The sequence below is a fragment of the Paenibacillus sp. SZ31 genome, from assembly GCF_012912005.1.
Lineage (GTDB): Bacteria > Bacillota > Bacilli > Paenibacillales > Paenibacillaceae > Paenibacillus.
On the sequence record NZ_JABBEA010000005.1, the window covers coordinates 152,154 to 174,513 of the forward strand.

Annotated in this window: 24 protein-coding genes and 1 pseudogene; 2 read left to right on the forward strand and 23 right to left on the reverse strand. The window is 48.7% G+C overall.

The features are described from left to right. Positions 1–196 precede the first annotated feature (196 nt). From HF638_RS12725 to modA, 16 genes and pseudogenes are all read right to left on the reverse strand, one after another. Positions 197–913 carry a glycosyltransferase gene (locus HF638_RS12725; RefSeq protein ID WP_169480544.1) on the reverse strand — a complete coding sequence of 239 codons (717 nt, stop codon included), beginning with the start codon at positions 911–913 and terminating at the stop codon, positions 197–199. Beyond that, on the reverse strand, positions 910–1,851 hold the full coding sequence (locus tag HF638_RS12730) for an NAD-dependent epimerase/dehydratase family protein (protein ID WP_169480545.1): 942 nt from the start codon (positions 1,849–1,851) through the stop codon (positions 910–912). Before HF638_RS12730 ends, HF638_RS12725 begins: the two co-directional genes overlap by 4 nt. Beyond that, the gene (locus tag HF638_RS12735; protein WP_169480546.1) at positions 1,833–2,660 is read right to left on the reverse strand and encodes a dTDP-4-dehydrorhamnose reductase family protein; all 828 of its coding nucleotides are present in this window, start codon (positions 2,658–2,660) and stop codon (positions 1,833–1,835) included. Before HF638_RS12735 ends, HF638_RS12730 begins: the two co-directional genes overlap by 19 nt. Next, a complete protein-coding gene (locus tag HF638_RS12740) occupies positions 2,657–3,643 on the reverse strand; it encodes a polysaccharide biosynthesis protein (RefSeq protein WP_062837867.1) in 987 nt (328 codons plus the stop codon). The genes HF638_RS12735 and HF638_RS12740 overlap by 4 nt, the downstream gene beginning before the upstream one ends. Further along, complete coding sequence (gene wecB, locus HF638_RS12745; RefSeq protein WP_169480547.1) at positions 3,636–4,727, reverse strand: non-hydrolyzing UDP-N-acetylglucosamine 2-epimerase; 1,092 nt, start codon at positions 4,725–4,727, stop codon at positions 3,636–3,638. Before wecB ends, HF638_RS12740 begins: the two co-directional genes overlap by 8 nt. 14 nt (positions 4,728–4,741) lie before the next feature. Next, positions 4,742–6,412, reverse strand: a complete 1,671-nt coding sequence (locus tag HF638_RS12750) for a glycosyltransferase (RefSeq protein ID WP_348982102.1) — start codon at positions 6,410–6,412, stop codon at positions 4,742–4,744. A gap of 18 nt (positions 6,413–6,430) precedes the next feature. Continuing rightward, positions 6,431–7,570, reverse strand: a complete 1,140-nt coding sequence (locus HF638_RS12755; RefSeq protein ID WP_169480548.1) for a CgeB family protein — start codon at positions 7,568–7,570, stop codon at positions 6,431–6,433. 69 nt (positions 7,571–7,639) lie between these two features. Beyond that, positions 7,640–8,734: a CgeB family protein gene (locus HF638_RS12760; RefSeq protein ID WP_340399305.1), complete on the reverse strand. Its 1,095-nt coding sequence runs from the start codon at positions 8,732–8,734 to the stop codon at positions 7,640–7,642. Between the two features lie 473 nt (positions 8,735–9,207). Continuing rightward, on the reverse strand, positions 9,208–9,549 hold the full coding sequence (locus HF638_RS12765; RefSeq protein ID WP_169480438.1) for a hypothetical protein: 342 nt from the start codon (positions 9,547–9,549) through the stop codon (positions 9,208–9,210). A 1-nt stretch (position 9,550) separates the two neighbouring features. Continuing rightward, positions 9,551–9,850, reverse strand: coding sequence for a hypothetical protein (locus tag HF638_RS12770; RefSeq protein WP_062837871.1), 300 nt, complete (start codon positions 9,848–9,850; stop codon positions 9,551–9,553). Beyond that, a complete protein-coding gene (locus tag HF638_RS12775; RefSeq protein WP_017692510.1) occupies positions 9,847–10,188 on the reverse strand; it encodes an alpha-helical endospore appendage domain-containing protein in 342 nt (113 codons plus the stop codon). The genes HF638_RS12770 and HF638_RS12775 overlap by 4 nt, the downstream gene beginning before the upstream one ends. A 23-nt stretch (positions 10,189–10,211) precedes the next feature. After that, positions 10,212–10,499, reverse strand: coding sequence for a hypothetical protein (locus HF638_RS12780; RefSeq protein ID WP_017692509.1), 288 nt, complete (start codon positions 10,497–10,499; stop codon positions 10,212–10,214). Positions 10,500–10,620: 121 nt separating this feature from the next. After that, positions 10,621–10,854: pseudogene (locus tag HF638_RS12785) on the reverse strand (amino acid ABC transporter ATP-binding protein); the annotation flags it as partial. A 110-nt stretch (positions 10,855–10,964) separates the two neighbouring features. Beyond that, the gene (locus HF638_RS12790; RefSeq protein WP_169480550.1) at positions 10,965–11,297 is read right to left on the reverse strand and encodes a hypothetical protein; all 333 of its coding nucleotides are present in this window, start codon (positions 11,295–11,297) and stop codon (positions 10,965–10,967) included. 272 nt (positions 11,298–11,569) lie between these two features. Then, complete coding sequence (gene modB, locus HF638_RS12795; RefSeq protein ID WP_211175625.1) at positions 11,570–12,256, reverse strand: molybdate ABC transporter permease subunit; 687 nt, start codon at positions 12,254–12,256, stop codon at positions 11,570–11,572. Next, complete coding sequence (gene modA / locus HF638_RS12800; RefSeq protein WP_169480551.1) at positions 12,253–13,125, reverse strand: molybdate ABC transporter substrate-binding protein; 873 nt, start codon at positions 13,123–13,125, stop codon at positions 12,253–12,255. The genes modB and modA overlap by 4 nt, the downstream gene beginning before the upstream one ends. Before the next feature lie 295 nt (positions 13,126–13,420). Here modA and HF638_RS12805 point away from each other — a divergent pair, with 295 nt between their 5' ends. Then, entirely contained in the window at positions 13,421–14,452 is a 1,032-nt protein-coding gene (locus HF638_RS12805) for a substrate-binding domain-containing protein (protein WP_169480552.1), read from the forward strand. A 139-nt stretch (positions 14,453–14,591) separates the two neighbouring features. Here HF638_RS12805 and HF638_RS12810 read toward each other — a convergent pair whose 3' ends face one another. Then, positions 14,592–16,664 carry a beta-galactosidase gene (locus HF638_RS12810; RefSeq protein WP_169480553.1) on the reverse strand — a complete coding sequence of 691 codons (2,073 nt, stop codon included), beginning with the start codon at positions 16,662–16,664 and terminating at the stop codon, positions 14,592–14,594. 175 nt (positions 16,665–16,839) lie between these two features. Between HF638_RS12810 and HF638_RS12815 the strand changes: the two genes are divergently transcribed. Beyond that, positions 16,840–17,697, forward strand: coding sequence for a helix-turn-helix transcriptional regulator (locus HF638_RS12815; RefSeq protein WP_211175626.1), 858 nt, complete (start codon positions 16,840–16,842; stop codon positions 17,695–17,697). Between the two features lie 79 nt (positions 17,698–17,776). Here the strand turns inward: HF638_RS12815 and HF638_RS12820 are convergent, their stop codons facing one another. The 6 genes from HF638_RS12820 to cntE all read right to left on the reverse strand — a co-directional run bounded on the left by HF638_RS12820 (position 17,777) and on the right by cntE (position 22,324). Continuing rightward, complete coding sequence (locus HF638_RS12820) at positions 17,777–18,010, reverse strand: helix-turn-helix domain-containing protein (protein WP_169480555.1); 234 nt, start codon at positions 18,008–18,010, stop codon at positions 17,777–17,779. Between the two features lie 9 nt (positions 18,011–18,019). Next, entirely contained in the window at positions 18,020–18,496 is a 477-nt protein-coding gene (locus tag HF638_RS12825; protein WP_169480556.1) for a DUF2975 domain-containing protein, read from the reverse strand. 276 nt (positions 18,497–18,772) lie between these two features. Beyond that, complete coding sequence (locus HF638_RS12830; protein ID WP_169480557.1) at positions 18,773–19,108, reverse strand: DUF3024 domain-containing protein; 336 nt, start codon at positions 19,106–19,108, stop codon at positions 18,773–18,775. 42 nt (positions 19,109–19,150) lie between these two features. After that, positions 19,151–19,420: a 30S ribosomal protein S14 gene (rpsN, locus tag HF638_RS12835; RefSeq protein WP_169480558.1), complete on the reverse strand. Its 270-nt coding sequence runs from the start codon at positions 19,418–19,420 to the stop codon at positions 19,151–19,153. A gap of 53 nt (positions 19,421–19,473) precedes the next feature. Continuing rightward, positions 19,474–20,670, reverse strand: a complete 1,197-nt coding sequence (locus HF638_RS12840) for a GTP-binding protein (protein ID WP_101314251.1) — start codon at positions 20,668–20,670, stop codon at positions 19,474–19,476. Between the two features lie 433 nt (positions 20,671–21,103). Continuing rightward, the gene (cntE, locus tag HF638_RS12845; protein ID WP_169480559.1) at positions 21,104–22,324 is read right to left on the reverse strand and encodes a staphylopine family metallophore export MFS transporter CntE; all 1,221 of its coding nucleotides are present in this window, start codon (positions 22,322–22,324) and stop codon (positions 21,104–21,106) included. Positions 22,325–22,360: the final 36 nt, after the last annotated feature.

Sequence of the window (22,360 nt, forward strand, 5' to 3'; positions counted from 1 at the left end):
CGGTATCGGACATCTGCGGTGCTGCGGAAGCACATTTCCATAAGGATGCACAACAACTCAGCTTGCTACCTTGAATGCTCAGGCGTGTGATATAGGAACCGTGAATCGACTTCCCACCCTCACCATTTCGGGCAAAATTGCTACGCAAAGAGGGCGTTAATCAGCCACCTTCCGGCCTCATAACTGCCCTCCTACGCTACCCGCCAAGCGCTGCTATACGCTGCAACAACGGTTCGCGATATCTGGACCATACCATGGATGCCTCTCTACCGATGACATCCGCATGACGTACCGACCCCATCCCACCATGCCAGCGATATGCGGTATGTGGCTCGTTCAGATACGGAAAACGATGACCGTTCAGAATAATACGCAGCCAGAGATCCAAATCATGCGTATAAGGCAACAGCTCATCAAACAACCCCACCCCGCTGAACAGATCCTTGCGAATCATGACAGTACAACCGTTGACCGGATTACCATTAACAAACAATCGCAACCAATCCAGATCGGCCATCGGTGCAGGCCCTCCGTTCAGCTTGGTCACGGCAGAATGTTCATTGATGTAATGAAAATTCGTATGAGAAACCAGCACATTCTCGCGTTGCATAAACGCAAGCTGATGCCGGATTTTATCAGGGTACAGACAATCATCCGAACTAAGCCAAACCACATATTCACCTGAGGCATGGCGGATGCCATGATTAAGTGCCGAAGCGGTACCTCCATTGCTTTTGCCAAGCACATTAATATAGGGAAGATAAGGCTGAAGCAGCTCCGCATGCCGGGTAGAGCCATCGTTTACAACAATGATCTCCACTTCAGGATACGTCTGGTTTAGCGCACTCTGAATTGCCTGAGGTACATAAGGGCAGTTGTAGAACGGAATGACAATGGACACTCTTGGACTCAACTTGTCGTCCTCCCTTGCTGGGCACGAACATCACTCAGAATATCCTGTAACGATGTGGCAAATGGAATTAGCGGCTTCCAGCCAAGCTTGCGCAGCATGGATAATTCCTCCTGTTTCCCCGCACCATCCGGACCGGAAGACGCCCCATCCCAGCGAACAGGCACTTCTGCTTCTGTCATGGACAACAGCAGATCTGCAATTTCACCAAGACTACGCTCGACTCGAGACACCACTGGATATACCGTACCGCTAGCCCCCTTTACCAAGAGGGTCGCATATGCTCTGACCGCATCTCTCACATCCAGAAAGTCACGGGTACTGTCCCGTCCAGACAGACGGAATGCCTCGGTTTTGCCCGCCTGCTCACAGGCAACAACATGACGTGCAAGCAATGAACAGATGCCAGTGGATGGACCGGCACCAATCAGATTGCCCGGCTCCGCCAGCATAATCTGTTGTCCAAAGAGCGACATCCAAGACAAAGACACCATCTCTTCCAAGGCTTTGCTGAGACTGTATGGATGCGGAGGCTGGGGAATCCGGCCGGGTTCCGGCGTATATTTTAACCTCGATCCCACAATAACAGTTCGTGCTGCCGGACAACTACGCAGCGCATCCAGCAAATACAGCACAGCCATCACATTGGTCTCCAGGACCAGTAGCGGATCTGCCCACGAATCGGGTACGGAATTCTTGCCGGCGAGATGCAGTACATAGTCTGGCTGCACCTCGTCGATCAGGTGACGCACTTGCTGTTTATCATTCAGATCACAGACATGGACTTGGGCTCCTTTACCGAATGAATACACATCCGGTCTCCGGACTACCGCTGCAACCACTGCACCCGCTTCCCGAAAATAAGAAACCGCATGTCGCCCGGTAAATCCCGAGGCGCCTGTGATCAGTACTTTCTTGCCTGTCAGCTCTGCTCCATCCATAATGCCAGCTCCTTCAGCATTGTAGAATAATCCGGCAGGTCTGTCTTCACATCCTCGCGAGTGGATACCAGCGTACGGTCCTGCACCATACTGTCATCACGCACAATCGTCACATCCTGCTTATCCCAGGTCTGCTTGAACAACACAAGCAGGTCATGCTTGCTGACAGGTACCGGATGAGCCAGATGGATGAGACCACTAACGGATGAAGCCAGGTAATGGTCTACCCATTTGGCCAGCTCAAGCGTGGTCACACCGTTCCAGAATACGCGGGTATACCCGCCGACTTCACCTGTGTTGGACATAAACCATTGCATCAGACCAATGCCGCCTTTCCTAATCTCGGGTCCGATAATGGACGTGCGGATCGTCAGATGACCTTCGTCTTGAACTTCGCCAAGTGCTTTGGTAATGGCGTAAGCAGAGGTCCCGTCTGTGACATCATCTTCCCGGTATGCTCCCCGGTCCCCGCTGAACACACAGTCTGTACTGATATGAATCAGACGTGCACCAATCTCATCCGCAACCCGCCGCAGACGATGCGGCAGGAAACCATTAATATGATATGCGGTGATTTTGTCCTCATCTGCAAAGCTGTTCAATACACCTACAGCATTAATAATCACATCCGGGTGCACTGCTTCTACCATTCGGTCGACCATGAAGCTGTCGTTCACATCCAAGAGCAGACCATTCGGGTCCGTGACATCCCGAGTTGTATAGAAGACGCTGTGTACACCTTGACGGCGGAAATAGTCGACCAGAATATGGCCGGCCATTCCGTTCCCACCAAGTATCAGCAGTTTCATGACAGGAATCCTCCGCGTTTCAGAATTTCACGAATTTCCTCTTTGGTCATCAGTTGATGTTCGGAACTGAAACTGTTGAAGGAGACCGGAGGGCAATTGTTGTAATGTTCACGCAGTCCCGGGATACCGAGAGTAGGGAGAATAACCAGATACTGCTCATCGTAGACCACAGTGGTCATACTCTCGAATTCACTCATCAGTATTTCATGAATTTTCTCCCCTGGACGAATACCACGTTCCACAATAGCCACATTCTCCACGCCGGAATCCTCAATCAACACCTCAGCAAGATCCACGATTTTACATGTCGGCATCGTCATGACAAAGATCTCTCCGCCCATACTCTCCACCGATGCTTTGAACAGCAGGGTAATGGCGTCCTTGAGGGTAAGAAAGAATCGAGTCATGCTCATGTCCGTGATGGAGACCTGCCCTTTCTGGCGGATCTGATTTTTGAATAGATGCACCACACTGCCGTTTGTTCCCAGTACATTCCCGCCCCGCACCGTAACAAACTTGGTATCACTGTGCAACAAGTTGGCATATACGATTAATTTCTCGCCGATGGCCTTTGTCATACCGTAGAAGTTGGACGGATTGGCAGCCTTGTCAGTCGAAATATAGATGACTTTTTCCACCTTGTTTTCAATAGCCGCCTCGATCACATTCTGTGTACCAATCACATTGGTTTTGAGCGCTTCGTACGGCTGGTCTTCACATACCGGAACATGCTTGAGCGCAGCCAGATGAAACACATAGTCCACATGCTGGCAGGCAGCCGTCAAGGCGTCCTTGTCACGAATATCTCCAATCCGGAAATGAAGACGCGGGTCTTCAAAATCACGACTCATGGCCACTTGGCTGGACTCGTTCCGGGAATACACAATAATTTCTTTCGGCTGCTGGGGCAGCAGTTGAGCCACAAGTTCATAACCCCATGATCCCGTACCACCAGTCACGAGTATACGCTTATTTTCAAACATGCATTTTCCCTCCAAGCAGAAATTTAACCACTTTACTGGATACATCTGTTGCTTTGTAGCCCTGCGGACAGTCCCAATCAGTCGACATCTGCGTCATGACTTTCACACAATCCGCGATGCGTGCCGCATCCAGACCGGAGACCACATTGCTGCCGCAATCCACCGTTTCCGGCCGTTCTGTCGTTCGACGCATAGTCACGGTCGGCACACCCATAATGCAGCACTCCTCCTGTACGGTACCGCTATCCGTAAGTGCACAGCGTGCATGGCGCTCCAACATCACAAAGTCGAAAAATCCAAACGGCTCGTGGAACTCCACCAACGGGTTCATCTCCAGTTGCAGATGCTCCGCAATCCGGATCGCTGTACGCGGATGAATGCTGCAGATCACACGCAACCCGTGTTCCTCTGCAACCTGGTTCAGCCCTTTCATAATCTCCAGCAAATGAGGGGCATGATCAACATTCTCGGCCCGATGAGCGGTAACCAAAAAGTATTGCCCGGACTTCAACTTCAGCTTCTTGAGGATTTTGCTGGAGTTTACCTGTGCGTCATAGTGCTGCATCACTTCATAGATGGGATTGCCCGTGAGCACGATCCTTCTGCTCGGTACCCCTTCGCTAACCAGATGTTTCTTGCTCTGTTCCGTGTAAGGCATATTGATGGTGGAGATGGCATCAATAACTCTGCGATTCTTCTCCTCAGGCACATCCAGATCGAAGCAACGATTGCCTGCTTCCATATGAATAACAGGAACTCCCATGCGCTCAGCCAGTACAGCACACAATGCGCTATTGGTATCGCCGAGCAGCAGCAATTTATCGGGCTTCTCCTGCAAGATCAGATCTTCCATCTGCGTAAACATCGAGGACAACTGCCGTCCCAGGGAGGCCGCTTCATCCTGGAGAACGTAATCCGGTGCACGCAGGCCCATTTCCTTGAAAAAGAGACCGCTGAGACTTTCCGTGAAGTTCTGTCCCGTGTGTACCAGAATATGATTGGACGCGTACTGGTCCAACTTGGAAATGATCAGGCTGAGTCGGATGATCTCAGGTCTCGTACCCAGCACCGTCATGATCTTCATCGTAATCCCTGCCTTCATCTTGTATTGGAACCTTTGCGCCTTACCCGGCTACGTCCCGCCTTGGCAGATTTACGTCTGCGACTAGCCGATTTCCCCATATGTGGACGCGGTCCCTTCGTTGTACGGGGTTTCCCCTTACGTTTGCCAGTTCCCGAAGCTTGTTTCAACCCCTCACGGTCGCGGCGAGTACGTGGTGCAAGTGACTTGCGTCGACGTTTCCCCGTTCTACCACCCTGTTGAATGAGCTTTGCAACGGAGCGAGCCGCTGCACCCGGAGCATCGTGACCCAATGCAATCGGAGGTAATGAGGAAAGTGGCAACGCCTGGATGACGCTCAGTGGGAATAAGAGTGCCCGCACTGTAGCAGGTTCCAGAGCCAGTACTGTGCGTAATCCGCCCTCTCCCCATGCGTACACAGGTCCATTCGGAGGCTGGATGTAGGAAAACCATCCGGGAAAACGTAACAACCACTGTGTCACCATCGTATGCAATTTCGTTCGGTAGGTTTCAATCCCGTAGAGCCTTTCCGCTTCTGTCCGATTGCGCCACCCCGTATCCGAGGCAAGCTCGGTATCATTCAGCAAGGTTGTCGCTAATGTGACAAGCGCTTCGGTATCCCCCGGCGGGGCCAGAAAGGCATCACTGCCTACAGATTCCATCAATTCCTTCAGCCCACCTTGGGCAAAGGCGATGACCGGTTTGGCAAAATAGAGACCCTCCAGTGCGGTCATACCAAATCCTTCTTTGACCATGCTCGGAATGACCACGATATCCATGGCGGTATACGCCAGAGATACATTCTCTTCAAATGTGGTGAAGATGAATCGGCGCGAATACCCGGATTTCTTCACCCGTGATACACACTCGTCGTAATACTTTTTATCCGATGGAGCACCGATGATCCAGAAGCGACAACGCGAATGCGTTTCACAGATTTTCAGAGCCATATCAACAAAAGGTTTCAACCCTTTGGCATCATATATAAAGGAAGAAATATAACCGATACAGGTCTGTGATGACTTGAAGCCGAGTTCCTTGCGCTTGCGCTCACGCAGATGAACCCAGCGGTCCGGTGCTGGTAGCGCAGGTTCCCAGGTCGGCGAAATGACGGTCAGTTTGTCACCCATGCCGGCTTCATGAAATGGAGCCACCGCTGTCTCGGATATACCGATAATCCAGTCCGCATAACGGCCAATCATCTGGACCGCCTCGGTTGTATGTTCATTCGAGTGAATGATCTCGGTGATCTTCCAGATGACCGGAATCTGTAGCGATTTCGCCACTACAGCCGGCATTACATTGACACAGGTGTTCGTTAGCACCATGTCAGGCGCGGTTTCCCGAATCAGGGAGACCGCCTCCTGATACGCTGGTGTATGGCGAAGATGCTCCGCATCGTCTGCAATGCCCCGGTAAGGTGTGTACACACCGTGAAGCATCGGCAGATTGCATATTTTGACCTGAATGCCGAATCTTCGTGCAAGCCCCGCAAGCTTCCCTTCCTGCGGAACTACGAGCACACAATCAAAGATCGAACCGATCTCCCTCATAAAATGAAGCAGCAGCTTCTCCGCGCCCGTAATGCTGCGGGTGTTGCACACATGGGAAAACAACATCAGCTTTGGTTTCATTGCCATGGCCGCACGGACCCTGTATGCGGACATCCGATACAGGGTACTGTGCACACCTCCTCCCGGCCAAAATTAAGGGAATATGATGGTTAACATTTCATTAATTCTTTTGCCGTACGTGTGGTCTTTCAGTGTACGTTCGAGCCCGCGAAGTGCAATCTCACGACGTTCTTTCTCATGAGCAAGGTAATATTCCACCTTGTCGAGCAACTCCTGCGGGGAGGAATACGTCTCGATCTCCACACCTGGTTTGTAGAAACGCGCAATGTCATCCCGTGCATCAGTCAGCTGTAGCGTGGTGGATGCGGCAATTTCAAACGTTCTCGGGTTCGGTGAAGCTGGCGGGATTTTGAGGTGATTGTTATTGACCGAGTCATCTTCGTGGGACCGATGCAGGTTGATGACAATTTTGGTGCCATTGTACACATCGTTGGTCTCCTGCGGACTCATCCAGCGGCCGAGTTCAATCTTCTCGCCATAGGCGGTGTAGTCAGGCAGGCGGTCCCACCAGATACCGTTAAATACCGTATTGTGTGACATCAGCTGAGCCATGATCGGGTTGAAGAAGTACACCCGGTTCCAGTAGGCCGAGCCGATAAAGCTGACATCTCTTTTTAATGGGGAAGGAGTTGTAATTGGGAAGTAATGATTGGTGAAGGCGGCAAAAGGAAGATAGTGAACCGATGCACAACCAGTTTGGCGGTACAGTTCAACACAGTTCAGTTCCAGTGTGAAGATATGGTCAAAATGATGCACGATCTCCAGCGTCATATCTGTATAGTACGGATCATCCGTGAGCCAGATCGCTGTCTGAATGCCTGCTTGGCGAATTGCATCGATATGCTCGATGGGAATATCCATTCCGTCCAGCACAAGCACCAGATCAGGGCGCGTTTGCAGCGCAATCTCGGAAACCGGTTGACGCGGATCAGACAGGGTTACCTGAGCTACCATGCCCTGCAGTGTGGCCATAATGGCCTCATCCAGTGGAGAATATGGGAAGCCTTTACCCGAAGATACATACAGCACGTGAAGCTGCCGGAAAGGCAACGGTTCTTGTGCACAATTCACAATATAGTTGGCGCGACCGCGCAGATATCCTTCTTCCTTACCCGCGTCATATCCGGCATGTTGCCCATTTTTACGTGCTTGATCTGCCAAGCTGAGTACAGGTGCATGAACCTTTTTGGTTTTACGGTGTTTGAGAGACATACCGCCACTCCTTTATTTTTGGGATAGGATTCTCGTTGGTGCTGCTTCAGATGGGGATGAGGATTGGGATTACAAATGTTCCAGCAACTGAGCGATGCGACGAGTGAACGTGTGCTGGTTCATCGTGGTGAGAAGTCCACGCCAAGCCATCGCCTGCCGTTCCTCTTCATGTTTCAGATAATAGTGGATTTTGTGCTGAAGCTCTGCCGCGTTGCTGAACGTCTCGATGTCATAGCCCGGCTGATAATAACGGGGCAGATCTCCACGTGCATCCGTAATCTGCATCGTGCCGCAGGCACTGATCTCATACGTCCGTGGATTAATGGAGCGGCCTTCCAGATGGTGCGTGTTGCGATTGTCTTCCCCATTCTCGCAAGTCCGGTGAATGTTAATGACGATCTTGGCGCCATTGTAATAATCCACGGTCGCTCCGGGGTCAATCCATCCTTCGTGGATGAAACGGCCAAGTACATCAAAGCGTGCCAGCCGGTTCCACTGACTACCCGCGATGAACACCTTTTTGTCCGCCAGAAAAGGGGCCAGCTCATCGAACAAAGCGATCCGGTTCCAGAACCCTGTACCGATAAAACAAATGTCGTACTGATGCTGTGGTGCCGTGCGCCGCGGTTGAAACATGCCTGGATTCACCGCGAGTGGCATATAGATGACCTGGCTCGCTCCATGTCCCAGATAGAAGGGCACCGCGGCCTCTTCATGTGTGAACACGACATCATAGTGCTGACAGAGGGTCGCTGTATCTTCGGTGAAATACGGATCATCCACAAACCATACGGCTGTTCGAATACCGAGTGCACGTATGCCGTTCACCTGCTCCAGATGATCTGCAGGGAATACATGCAGACCATTCATGACGAGCACGACATCGGGCCGATGGTGACTGGCTTCCTGCAACATTGCTGCTGGCGATCCAACAACGCATTCACGTACAGACTGCTGCAGGGCCAAGGTGACACCTTCATCGATGGCATCGAATCCTTGGGGGATATACAGCACTTTCATGTCCCGCAGGGTCGGTTGAAACATCTGCACCCGCTCCATCATGGCCTGACAGCCGCCAAATCTGCGGCCTTCTGCGTATCCGCCGCGGTAAGCCGTTTCCGCTTCGGTCAGCGGACGGTGTCTTCGTTTTGCCACATTCTTCACCCTGTCTTCCTTCAGGAGATCTCATTTCCAGACTCTCCCCGTGATTGGTCTTCCCTCTAAAGGATATGCCTCGGGGTCAGATGCATCATGGACGGGTGTCCTGCAAGGCGCAAAATTGGCGTATGCCCTCCACATCCGCCTGTACGGGCATGTCCGCTTTTGCGGCGATGCAAATAGCCCGGAGGGATCTGTCCCCCCGGGCTATCATCATTTCTTAGAGGTTGTTCAAAAAGTCCGCTTTTGATTACAAAGGATGCCTAGCGGCATCACTAGCATCGAATATGGAATTCAGCCGAAATAAGCGGGAGGCTTACGAAGTATGTTTCCTTTGGAAACATTGTAGTTGCTCACGTAGCTCTATCTACGCTCCGCTACTCCATTTCTAGCTTCATCCCATCTTCTCGGTACTGAAAACCGGTCTTTTTGAACTAGCACTTTTTTCATTCCATGCAGGAATAATCGTGTCTACTCGGTTACTGTGCTTTGTACGCCAGCTGATGTCCGTCCTCGAATCCCTTGGCGAAACCCGCGTTGAATCCCTCGTTGTACGCCTCGTTGTAGCCCTGGCTGTACGCACTGTCCGGGTTCGGATCGGTAGGGGTAGCCGGGACGAATGGTTGTACGGGCTTCGGACTCCGGTGCCGCCGTACCGTACGTTTCTTTTTTTTGAGCCACGCACTGCGTCCTTTAAGCGGGCGTTTGTGAAGAATACGTTTCGCTTTGAGCGCACGCAGCTTGCGGATTTTACGCAGACGGGCTCCACGGGTTACCAAAGCTCTTTTGGTTCTCAGTCGTATTTTCTTCTTCTTTAACATGTCAACATTCCTCCTGTATGTCCCGAACGATACGAATTGCACACCCGGGGTCTTTGAGCCAGGGCAAGCCAGGCTCCCCATGCTGGATTCGGGCCAGCCTGATTCCCGTAACCATACGAGACATCTCTTCCTGATAGCGACTCAACAAACGAATGTTCTCGGCCAGACTGCGGGCAGATACTTCCGAATGAGCGGATACGCTGGCTACACTGTCCAAAATGCGTGCCAGCGCCTGCTGACTGTGTGCAATAGATTCAATAAGAGCCAGTTTCGCTTCCTGCTCACGCCGCATCAGACTCATTTTCCCATGTCTCCCAGATCCATACCGCCAAACATGCCACCGTCCATACCGCCGCCATCTTCGCTATCGTTCTGTACCATCACCGCTTTGAGATTGTTGCACAGTCCGGTTTCCATCCGAGTCAATCCTTCCAGCAATTCCACCAGCTGATCATGCATTTTGAGTGGCTCTCCGACCTGATCCCCATGCGTCAGAAAGGTATCCCCATTCAGATGATTTAGCGTCCAGTTCCGTACCTTCTCGGCCTCAATCGCTTTTGCCTCCAGGATCAGGGCAATATTCCACTGCATCTTGGCTGCTGCGTCCAGCATCAGAATGAGGCTCTGTTCTCTACTCATGTTCCTTCACCCGCCTTCCGGGCTTATTCTTCCTCTTGAACCGCGATCTCCCGCATGACTTGGGTCAGCGTTTCGGCTACAGCCTCTTCCAGATCTGCAAGGCCTCCCAAGTAAGAGATAATGCTTTTGTTGATTTGCCCCGAGCTATCCAGCAGACCGTCAACGCCATCCAGCTCCGGTTCGATATCTGGCAAATGATTAATGATTTCAGACATGCGTACAGCGACTTGGCGTTTGGCATCCAGCACACGTGCAATCTGCTGGTGAGAGTGTGCAATATGTGTGATGATTTCATCGATTTTGCTCTGCATGGTCCTCCTCCTTACCGTCACGGCCTGCTTCACCCATAGAAAAACCCGGCCTATCAGCATTTGCCTGTTACAGCATATGCCGGGCCGGGATCGTCAGTTACTACAGCTTGCGCCTATATCGTCAGATGACATAACTCCAGTCAGAAGAATATCGACTGAGGAATTGGCGAGTACGTTCCTGTTTGGGATGCACAAATACCTCTTCCGGTGTTCCTTCCTCCACAACGGAGCCTCCATCCATGAAAACAACCCAATTCGCCACCTCACGGGCAAAACCCATCTCATGGGTAACCATAATCATGGTAATCCCTTCTTGAGCAATGGAGCGGATGACAGACAATACCTCACCCAATAGTACGCGAAAAAGCCATCCCCAAAACCGATTGGTGGATGACTTCTTCATGTATGAATATCATTGAATTATACTATTTTGGCGGTACACCACGTGGTGTTTTACACGACCATCTATCTGCGACTCGCCCATTTAATTTTACGTGCGACTTCCAATCGCTGTAATTGCAAGAGCCCGATCCGTTCCTCAAACTTCTTGCGTTCATCCGTGGAATGAGCGGCATGAATCTGGTGGCAAAGACCTGTCAGTTTGCTGTTGATGTAATCAAACCGTGTCCATAATTCCTCTTCAGGTGTGCGCTGCTGCTCCGTCGCCGTCTGAAATATTTTGAGTTGGTGGATAAGGGATTGCTGCCATTCCTGATCTTGAATTTGGATGGCAAAATGCAAAAGATCCAGATAGTCATCGATTTGCAACGATACGCCGCAATCAGGTTTAGTATTCATCGTCGTCTCTCCTTATTTCAGTACTTGGCTGGAATCAGTTACTTCTATCTTACAGGAACAAGCCCACTGAAAGCGAGTGCTGAACGATTAAATTTTGGGATTTTTTTTATTTTTTTATGTTAAAACCGCTTTACATTTCCATTAAGACCAATTTGGCTGGGCATTGATATTGGTACATATGAAATCTGTGAGAAAAACCCGCGTTAAGGAAAAAGTTCTTTCCTCAAAACGGGTTTTTAATCATGTTATATATAATATGAACAGATATAAAATCAGTCATTTTTGCCATCTCGCTGCTGTCTGGTCATCAGTAACATGAGAAACGAGATGATGATAATGGACACGGTCCACGCCCAGGCCATGGTCTGATTGCCTGAATCCACAGCGACATAGATTGCCGTGGGTACCGTTTGCGTTTTGCCCGGAATATTGCCTGCAATCATCAGTGTCGCTCCGAATTCCCCGAGTGCCCGGGCAAAGCCCAGGATGAAGGCGGTCATCAATGCTCTGCCTGCGAGTGGCAAGGAAATGTAACGAAAGACCTGCCACTCATTCGCCCCAATCGAACGGCCCGCATCTTCCAGATCACGATCCACACCGCTGAATCCCGATTTCATCGTCTGATATACCAACGGGAAAGCAACAATCACCGAAGCAATCACCGCTGCCCACCAGGAGAAAATAACCGGTGCAGAGAATATCGCTTCAATCCATTGTCCTAACAGACTTTTGCGCCCCAGTATGACAAGCAACAGAAATCCGACCACCGTCGGGGGAAGTACTAGTGGCAGCATGAATGCCGTTTCCAGCAGAATTTTTCCCCGAAATGAAGTACGCGACATTTTCCAGGCTACGGCGATTCCCAGCACGGTGGCCACCACACTGGATAACAACGCAACCTGAAGCGACAGACGCACCGGCGACCAGAATACGGACCAGTCTATTGCGTTCACATTCATTCTGAAATAGAGAATCCGTATTTCGTGAAGATATCGAGCACTTCAGGGGTTTGCAAGTACGCATAAAATTGTTCTGCTTCTGTACGATGTTTCGTTCCTTCGATAATGCCTACCGGATAATTGGCAGGTGTGTAGCTGTTCTTGTCCACCTCAAAGGCTATTTTCACCTGATCCGAAGTAAGAGCATCCGTTTTATATACGAATCCTGCATCTGCATTGCCTGTCTCTACATATTGAAGAACCTGTCTAACGTCTTTCCCCTGCACGAGCTTGCTTTCCAGTTCATCCCACAGCTTGGCATTGGTCAGAGCTTCCTTGGCATAGGTTCCCGCAGGCACACTTTCCGGTATTCCAATCGCTACGGTCTTGATGGAATCGCTGATGAGATCCGTTTCGCTAGCCACTGTATTGGTCCCATCTGCTGGCACAATCGCCACCAGTGAATTCTGTAGCAAATTCTTCTGATCGCCCGATGCAATCAGGTTTTCGTCCACCAGCGCATTCATATTTTTCGTTGCCGCCGATACAAAGATATCAGCCGGTGCACCCTGTTCAATCTGCTGTTGCAAGGCACCCGATGCGCCAAAGTTGAAATTCAGTTCTATATTGGGATTCGCTGTTTCAAAATTCGTTTCTATTTCCTTCATGGCATCCGTAAGACTGGCCGCCGCTGAGATCGTCAGATCTACCGTTTCCTGAGGATCAGTAACGCCTGCTGATGAACTTTCGCCTGATGCTGCTGGCGTCGATGTCGTTTGTTCTGCACCCGTGGATGTATCCGTAGTGCTCGTGCTTGCGCCACAACCAGCCAATACAAGAGCCAGTCCCAGTGACATACTTCCCAAAACATATCCGATCCTATTTCTCATTCATATATCCCCCAATGTTATGTTTAGTTATAACTAGATATAATTAACTATATCTGATTATACACAAATCAAATAAAATGGGAAGGTGATTTAGATCACATTTGATTTTTGTTACCTGTCCTATACGTTTCTTCAGTGTTCTCAGGTTTATGGCATCCCTCAATTAATGGTATAGTACAAGAAACATTCCATCATGATGAATGATCTGTTCACATGAATCACATAACTCACATGATATTACGCTGATGTAATAAAATCATAGTTGCTCTATACCTTTGAAGGAGGATCTTCACTTATGACGGAGGAGCAATCCTACACAACCGAAGAAATATCCAAGCTGCTCAAAATATCGAAACTGACGGTCTATGACCTGATCAAAAAGGGAGACCTCGTCGCATACCGTGTGGGTAAACAAATGCGGATTGATGCTACCGATCTGGAGGCATATAAACGACGCTCCAAGCAACTTCAGTCTCCAGGTCAACGCATCCCGACTCCGGATCAGACCTCAGCATCCGGGAATCAACTCGGTCATGTTCATTCCCCGGGTACTTCCCCACAGTCAGCAACCCCCGCTGGATCTGCGCCAGCGATGTCTAGTCCTGGTCTGACAGGTATGCCACGGCATCTAGTGATCACAGGTCAGGATGTCAGTCTGGATATTCTGACTCGCCACATGGAGAAACAAACTCGGGACATTCGTCCGCTACGTTCGTTCATGGGCAGTCTGGACGGGCTTATCTCGATGTATCGCGGCGAGTCCGACTTGGTCAGTACCCATCTGCTCGACGGAGATACGGGTGAATATAACTTGCCGTATATTCGCAAAATTCTGACGGGACGGTCCTATGTTGTGGTGAACCTGCTGTCACGTCCTGCCGGACTGTATGTTCAGCGTGGCAACCCGCAGAACTTGCAGAATTGGAACGATCTGAGCAAGTCTGAACTTCGACTCGCTAACCGGGAGATAGGTTCTGGCGCACGAGTATTGCTGGATGAGCAACTTCGACTGCATGGAATTCCATCCGCAGGTCTGATCGGATATGAAACCGAAGAAACCAGTCACATGGGGGTGGCGGCCAAAGTCAGTTCAGGCGAAGCCGACGTCGGAGTTGGCATTGAGAAGGCTGCGCGACTTGTGGGACAGGTTGATTTTATCCCGCTCGTTCAGGAACGTTATGATCTGGTCATGCTAAGGAAGCAAGGTAATGAAGCCTGGACTGAATCGGTCCTGCGGATTCTCCAATCTCCGGAGTTCAGGCAGGAACTGCAATCATTCGAGGGCTATGATGTGTCACGGACAGGTGAAATTTTGTATCAAACATAGTCATACAAAATACATCTCATGATAGTCCATGCTAAACGGATGTTGCACATCATGCATATATAAAACGCCTTGCATTCGCTGCAAGGCGTTTTTGGTGTTTCTTTCTATATATAACGCATGATATGGATGAATGAATTTCTTAATGTGGCAAATCGATCTCAAAGATGAATACACCATACGCGGACATAATGATTTCATTCTGCATTGTTGTACCCGATAGTAACTCTTTTGCTTGCTTCTTAAGCTTGATAGACACTTGTTGATCCGAGTAGTTGAGTAAAAATACATAAGCTTTATCCTCACCAGAACGGATACCTAGTTCAACTTCAGACGCTACCTCTACCAGGTCACCCACTGGTGAAGATAGCCCTATTTCATCTAGAATAGCATCTACGACCGGTTCGTTGTAAGCCGCCCCATAATACCATACCTGTCCCTGACCTACCGCACGTTTGGTCAATGCAGGACTACCTGCATAATACTCGGATGTATACTCCGCTACGACCTGCACGTCCGGATGCTCCACATGAAGAACTTCGTTAAATCCAGCCGTTGGCGTTCCCTCCTGAAGTCGCTCACTCGCTCCATTCCATTGCAGCTCAGCTGCGGGAACGGTTCCTTTGATTAAGGTGAAATCCTCCACGGTTACACCACACAGCTCAGCGACCGCCCCTGGGAACGGTCTCATGTAACAATGTCCCTTGAGATCCTTATAACCGGTACGCGCACCAAAAAACAGAGTGCCTCCTTGATTGACATAGGCTTGCAGAAGTTCTGCTGTCTCGTCTGTCATGATGGCCGGGTGAGCATAGATGATCACCTTATATTCAGATAGCTCTTCCAGTGTTGTCGTTGGTTGAAGTGTAACCATGTCCGTTGGGATATGACGATACTGGAGCTGTTTATACCAGGAGCGTACACTCTGTTGCTGAAGTGGACCGTGCCACTCGTCCAACTCTCCATCCCAGATGTTATCGTAATCCTGTAGGATAGCAACATCAGCTTGATAGGTAGTACCCGCAATAACACGCCCGATCTTGGCAAACTCTTCCCCTACTTGTGCAACCTCGCGTACCCTTCTGTTAGGTTGATTATGGTAATCATTGATGCCATGCCAGTACATCTCGGTTCCGAACGTTGCCGTCCGCCAGCGGAAGTAGACGAGCAGGTCTGTTCCGTGAAGAACGGATTGATACGACCATAATCGGATCTGTCCCGGTCTTGGCGTACCCATGCCTATACTATCAACCCAACCTCCTGGCCCAGACTGTTGTTCCATGACACAGAAGTTCGGTGACATGTTACGTACGTTCGACAGTTTCATGCTCCAGGCCCGGTCTTGTAACGAATTGTCGTCTGTCCCCGGGAAGATCGTGGCAAACTGCGGATACGAATCATAAGAAAAGAAATCCAACAGGTCTTCTGTCATTTCATGATTATCCAAGTGTCCGAACGTACCATTAGTCGTAATCCAATGTTCTGGATCTAGTTCCCGAATGATGTCCACCTGTAGCTTGGCAAATGAAATCGTATTTGCTGATATGAATCTCTTTTCATCCAATGCCAAGTGAGGATTGGGCGATTGATTGACCATATTTCGGGTAAGGTGAACTTGCTCCCAATCGGTATAGGTCTGACTCCAAAAAACAGTCCCCCATGCCTGGTTCAGATTCTCCAACGATTCATAACGATTCTTGAGCCATTCACGGAAGGCGACATGATCGGCCTCAGCATAGAAGACATCCATATGACAATTGAATTCGTTATCGATCTGCCATCCAATAAGAGCCGGATGGTCTTTGTAGGCAATCACCATATTGCGCACGATTTTTTCACATTGCTGTCTGAAGATTGGGCTGCTGTAGTTGGTATGACGCCGCATTCCGTGTTGATACAACACCCCATCTTTATTTGCGTTTAATACTTCTGGATATTTGGATGTTAACCACGCTGGTGGAGTTGCAGTAGGTGTTCCCAAAATAACACTTAAACCGTATTGATGCGCCAGATCCAGTGCCTTCTGGAAAAAACTAAAATCAAACTGACCTTCTTCCGGTTCAAAGATAGACCATGCGAATTCAGCCATCCGGATAACCGTAATATTCATCTCTTGCATTCTACGGAAATCGTCCTCCCACAACTGTTCCGACCAATGCTCAGGGTAATAACAGACCCCCAGTTTCAATTCATCCATTTGGATTGATTTTGCCACCTTCAATTGCCCCCTTAACCTGCCATATTGCCTCCATTCTATTGGAACCTTCACAGATAATAAATGACAAGATTATGCGACTTATAATAAAATATTGTCATTGTCTGAGATTCAAATAACAGTGGGCTGAATCTATTTAGGTTCACTACATAAAAATATTGCGTTCAAATGGAGGATGCACGTGAAAGAACACCTCTTTCTTCCCAAGCCGATTTTCCCCAGACATGTATGCTTCCCTGATTTTATTGGAGGGTACAGTGATTTTCCGAAGCATCGTGTGAATCGGGAATATCGAACGAAAGATATCAACTTGGATCATTGCTATAACCTGCACCTTGTACTTGATGGTAAAGGATTTCTAGACACTGGAACCACTTGTTATGAGCTAACGCGTGGACAGGGATTTCTCTATGGTCCCGGTCTTAGACAAACGTACTATTCAGATTCGGATGATCCTTGGAGCATTCGTTGGATTCACTTTTACGGCATTCGTCTCGAAGAACTGTTAAACGGAAAAGGCGTTGACGAGCCGTGGCTGTTTCAATGTTCCAACTTTCCGGTGGTTACCGCGCTAATGGACAGATTATTGGAGCTAGGAAGAAGCTATCAAGTGGAGGACGAGCACAGTGTGGCAGCCACACTATATGAACTTCTGACCAGATTACAATCCGCTGCGAGCCGGATCAACGTTTCGCTCAATCACACTTCAGAGCGAATTCGTGAAGCAGGGAATTATATTCGTTCCCATAGTAACGAGCACATCACGCTTGATCATGCTGCTGGAATAGCCGGATATAGTACACCCTACTTTAGCCGCAAGTTCAGTCAAACATTTGGCATCTCCTTCCCCGAATTCCTGATGGAATCCAGGTTATTACATGCGAAACAGCTGCTTGCGACAACTAACCTTTCCATTAAACAAATTACGCTGGAAACGGGGTTCTCTCAGTCAAGCTACTTCATCCGCTGTTTTAAAATCCAGGAAAACGTAACACCTATGCAATTTCGAATGATGCACAATCATTCGTTATAGGCACGGCACGTATTCCTTGATCAAGCTGACGTAAAAGAAGACTCTGCATACAACATGCAGAGTCTTCTTCGCTCATTTTTCATATCTGTTCATTTGTATCTTCGTCCTCGTCAGCCTTATATTCCAATATATCTCCAGGCTGACAATCCAGTGCTTTACAGATGGCATCCAGAGTGGATAAACGGATCGCTTTTGCTTTTCCTGTTTTTAATATGGAAATATTGGCGATTGTAATCTCAACTCTCTCTGCAAGCTCGGTAACCGTCATTTTCCGCTTTGCCAACATCACATCAATATTGATTATAATGGCCATATATTCACCTCAGACCACTAGGTCATTTTCTGATTTGATATCAATCGCTTCCTGTAACAATCTTTGGAGCACCGCGGAAAACACTGCAATGACCAATGAAGCAAAAATAGGAACCATTCCCATAAGAATGAGGCCTGGAGCATCATCTTTCTCTGCCACAACATAAACAAATGGCAACATCACAAAATAGAGACTACTGATTACAATAGCACAATATTTTATTGTTTTTAAGGATTTCACTGACATTAGAGAGAACGCTTCATTTTTGTCGATGTAGCTCAGCAGACGGAATGCCTGGTACAGTGCAACGATAAACGGAATAACGGATACATACATAATGATCACTATGGGGTATAGTGCACCAGCATAATTCGGACTCACCGGATTGTTCGCTAACCAGGGTATGCCGAATATACCTAAGGCAAGAATGGGAACACCAATAAGAAACACAGCCAATTTTAAAAAGATGGTTGTACCTCGCTTCACAAAAAGCACCTCACTTGTTTTAAGTGATATGAATTTATCATAATATTTATCGTTTTACAATAAATATTTATTGTAAAACAGTTTTCATTTATTCTTTTACCCGTTATAAAAGACTAACTAAAAGATCGCTTTCTGTGCTTCAGTTCTTCTTGGACACAAAAAAAGCCCGATGCTAGCCACTGAATGTCGCTAGCTTCGAACTCGGTTGCATATACGCCCTAATGGTCTGAATTGACATTTACTTTAACGAATGAAGTATACTCTTAACCGATCTGCTCACGTACGCCAGAACAGCCCGGCCTCATCCCGTTCCACCTGCTCAAGCACATTCTCAAAATCGGAACAAGGTGTAATAACATCTACCGGGTTCCAGCTGCTCTGTTCATCTCTGGCATACACTTTCCACTGATTTTCTTCCCAGTAAAATCGGGCAATATGCATCTTATCCCATTGATACCGTTCCTCGGCGGGTCTTTCTTCGGTCAGGATCAATTCATTGTCATTCATCTCATATGTCAACTTCACCATCGTACGCAGTGGCGCGGGTACCTTCTCGTGAATATAGCCATTCATCACCGACTGAATTCTTCGTAACGTAAACGAGTCCAGCATGAAGATGCACATCCTTTCAGCAAAATACCACCCTTGATCATTTTACCAACTGGATTTCGTTACCCCAGGAATCTGACCTTGATGAGCCAGTTCTCTGAACTTAATTCGAGATACCTTGAACTTGCGTAGATAACCCCGCGGGCGACCTGTTACTTCACAACGGTTCCTCAGTCTGGTCGGAGATGCATTACGTGGCAATTTCTGCAATGCTTCGTAATCCCCTTTTTCCTTCAATTCCCTGCGCAAGTCCGCATATTTTGCCACGATCGCCTGACGTTGCTTCTCACGTACCACTTTTGATTTTTTAGCCACGAATTACAGCTCCTTTATCCATTAAATTTATGTTTAGAACATCATCTTCCGAGTTATACGGCTTCCACAGGCCATGGTAGTGGATTGTCAAAATGACCCCAGTCGCCTAGCATTTCTTCATCACTGAGCAGGCACTGGTCCAGCTCGTCTTCAATGCTGGCACGTTCCATTTCGATTCCAATCATGACAAGTTCCGTCTGACGATCTCCCCACTGGGCATCCCATTTCTCCAGAACATCCGGCTCGTTACGCAAAATCTCTTCTTTGTCCGCTTCCGGCAACGCCGCTACCCAATGTCCCGCAGGACCGAACTGAATGGATGGCCCTGCCTGACTGAGGCTTGCCGCAACATCCCCCTCGGCCGCGAGCCATACCAAACCTTTGGCACGTACCACTTCTTCCGGCCAGTAACTCATGAATTCAGCCAGACGGGAAGGATGGAATGGCTTTCTACGGCGATAGACAAAGGAACCAATGCCATATTCCTCGGTTTCCGGTGTATGCGACTCCTTCTCCAGCTCCTGAATCCACCCAGCGGACATGCTCACTTTCTCAAAATCAAAGCGGCCTGTATTCAGAATCTCGGACGGATTCACCTGTCCGTTCTCGGTCCGAATGATCTTGGCGTTAGGCTGTAACTTGCGGATGATCCCTTCGAGCTTGTTCAGCTCGGTGTCATCGATCAGATCACATTTGTTCAGCAGCAGCACATCACAGGTTTCGATCTGATCAATCAACAAGTCTACAACGTCACGGGTGTCCTCATCTCCGGTCGCCTGATTACGATCCAGAAGACTCTGTCCTGATCCAAAATCATGCCAGAATCGATTGGCATCCACTACCGTTACCAGACAATCCAATCGGGCCAGACTAGTCAGGTCAATACCCGACTCTTCATCGGCGTATGTAAAGGTCTGTGCAACTGGAACAGGTTCACTGATGCCAGTGGATTCGATCAAAATATAGTCATACTTGCCTTCGTTCACCAGCTTCTCAATCTCTTGCATCAGATCATCCCGCAAGGTGCAGCAGATACAGCCGTTCGACAACTCCACCAGCTTCTCTTCCGTTCGAGACAAGGTTGCCTCCCCCTTGACCAGCGCTGCATCAATATTGACCTCACTCATGTCGTTGACGATTACGGCAACCTTAAGCCCTTGTCTGTTGTTCAACACATGATTCAAAACCGTCGTTTTCCCTGAACCGAGGTAACCACTCAGTACAGTTACCGGAACTTGCTTTTGTGTCATAGAAATCTACTCCTTATATTTGCAGTCTGTATGATTCAGACTTTAATAGTAATTATTACGATTAACAACAATGACTATAATCCTGTTAGACTGTCGTTGTCAAACTATTTTTACGAAATCGTCCAGAAAAATGGATAAGAAAAACATCTATGGACGTATTGTCACAGAAGATAGACCGCGTTTAGTTGAAGTTTTTCTTACGATAATCGAATTGTTCATCTCCGCTGAAAACCTATAAATTCTAGATATAAAAAAGACTCATGATCCGTCTCTTTCAGCTTCGTATCCTGACGATACGTCCCGGAAAATTCAGTCCATAAGCCTTTTACTTTACATTCCCACGTCGGTGCTCCAATCGCACCACAATAACTAATACCTGGCAGTAATATCCGACTGTCTATCACTGCACAGGATCAATCTACTACAATACCTTTCATCTTGCCACCGTAGAGCTGGCCTTATTACTCGCTTCCATCCGTTGCCTGAAAATGACCACCAGAATCATCGCTGCAATTGAGAGCAACGTGCAGATCATAAACATGGTCGAATACGAACTCACCTGTACAATAAGCCCCATCGCCAGTCCGCCCAGAGAGAATCCGAGGTCATACGAGGACATGAAAATCCCCATGAGTACATATCTGGAATCCGCAGGCAGCACAAAGGACAGATATGTGGTTAATGTCGGGTACAACAGTGCCAGGGCAAAACCGCTAAACACCGCGGATAAATACACTAGCGGCCCGATGGTCTCCATTAGACTGAGCAACTGGGTTCCCAGTGCAGCACATAGCATTAACCCTGCCATCAGCCAGGTATTCCAGCTACCATCGGACGGAATTTTTTTGCGCAAAATAAACCTGCACAGGATTACAACTAATCCCTGAATCGTCAGAAATACGCCTGCACTCGCCATTCCGGTGGATACCATATACAGGGGAAGAAAGGTCGCTGTTGCCCCAAAAACGCAGGACGCAAACAACATCACCACACTGCTAATCAGCAGTGGCGTACTGCGCCAGATGCCGCCGAATGAACGAAACATGTCGCCCAAGGTGTACGATTTGTTCTGCACGGTACTCCGTGGCAGATCCACATTATATCCAATCAGAAGTGGCAGCGCCGCCAGTCCGATCATCAGCAGCGTAAATGCCAGATCACTGGCATTTTCCCAGATTTGTATGGCAAGGATCGGAATGACCAGAGAAGGAACCATCGTAAAAAGGGTGTACATGGACAGTCCTTGTGCCCGGTCCTTGTCCTCCAGCTTTTCCACAATGCCTGCCTGCATCGTCATGGAGAAAAAGGCTGTAGCTACCCCTTGCAGGGCTCGCAACCACAGATACGTCTCCACACCAAAAACAACAAACAGCAGTAGCGTGCCCGCATGCAAAAGCAATAACCATTGCATCACTCGAAGTGGCCCATGCTTACCCAGCAGCTGTGCTGCAAAAGGTCTCAAGAGCATACAGGTGAACATATATGCCCCCATCATCAGACCAATCTCAGCCTGGTTCAATCCAGCGGCTTCGCTTCTCAGAGGCAGAATAATCGTCAAAGCTGAATTCGCTGCAAAAAATAAAAAGGCCAACATATAAAACCGGATAAACGAAAAGGATACCGGATTTAATTTTCCATTAGATGTTGCCGTCATTGAAGCCTTCAAACGTTCGTCACCACTTTCTCTCCT

Bases quoted from the DNA above. Each gene is read 5' to 3' on its own strand.
- HF638_RS12730 (WP_169480545.1), bottom strand. From the start codon at position 1,851: ATGGATGGAGCAGAGCTGACAGGCAAGAAAGTACTGATCACAGGCGCC.
- HF638_RS12735 (WP_169480546.1), bottom strand. From the start codon at position 2,660: ATGAAACTGCTGATACTTGGTGGGAACGGAATGGCCGGCCATATTCTG.
- HF638_RS12740 (WP_062837867.1), bottom strand. From the start codon at position 3,643: ATGTTTGAAAATAAGCGTATACTCGTGACTGGTGGTACGGGATCATGG.
- wecB (WP_169480547.1), bottom strand. From the start codon at position 4,727: ATGAAGATCATGACGGTGCTGGGTACGAGACCTGAGATCATCCGACTC.
- HF638_RS12755 (WP_169480548.1), bottom strand. From the start codon at position 7,570: ATGTCTCTCAAACACCGTAAAACCAAAAAGGTTCATGCACCTGTACTC.
- HF638_RS12765 (WP_169480438.1), bottom strand. From the start codon at position 9,549: ATGTTAAAGAAGAAGAAAATACGACTGAGAACCAAAAGAGCTTTGGTA.
- HF638_RS12770 (WP_062837871.1), bottom strand. From the start codon at position 9,850: ATGAGTCTGATGCGGCGTGAGCAGGAAGCGAAACTGGCTCTTATTGAA.
- HF638_RS12775 (WP_017692510.1), bottom strand. From the start codon at position 10,188: ATGAGTAGAGAACAGAGCCTCATTCTGATGCTGGACGCAGCAGCCAAG.
- HF638_RS12780 (WP_017692509.1), bottom strand. From the start codon at position 10,499: ATGCAGAGCAAAATCGATGAAATCATCACACATATTGCACACTCTCAC.
- HF638_RS12790 (WP_169480550.1), bottom strand. From the start codon at position 11,297: ATGAATACTAAACCTGATTGCGGCGTATCGTTGCAAATCGATGACTAT.
- modB (WP_211175625.1), bottom strand. From the start codon at position 12,256: ATGAATGTGAACGCAATAGACTGGTCCGTATTCTGGTCGCCGGTGCGT.
- modA (WP_169480551.1), bottom strand. From the start codon at position 13,125: ATGAGAAATAGGATCGGATATGTTTTGGGAAGTATGTCACTGGGACTG.
- HF638_RS12805 (WP_169480552.1), top strand. From the start codon at position 13,421: ATGACGGAGGAGCAATCCTACACAACCGAAGAAATATCCAAGCTGCTC.
- HF638_RS12815 (WP_211175626.1), top strand. From the start codon at position 16,840: ATGCACGTGAAAGAACACCTCTTTCTTCCCAAGCCGATTTTCCCCAGA.
- HF638_RS12820 (WP_169480555.1), bottom strand. From the start codon at position 18,010: ATGGCCATTATAATCAATATTGATGTGATGTTGGCAAAGCGGAAAATG.
- HF638_RS12830 (WP_169480557.1), bottom strand. From the start codon at position 19,108: ATGCTGGACTCGTTTACGTTACGAAGAATTCAGTCGGTGATGAATGGC.
- HF638_RS12840 (WP_101314251.1), bottom strand. From the start codon at position 20,670: ATGACACAAAAGCAAGTTCCGGTAACTGTACTGAGTGGTTACCTCGGT.
- cntE (WP_169480559.1), bottom strand. From the start codon at position 22,324: ATGACGGCAACATCTAATGGAAAATTAAATCCGGTATCCTTTTCGTTT.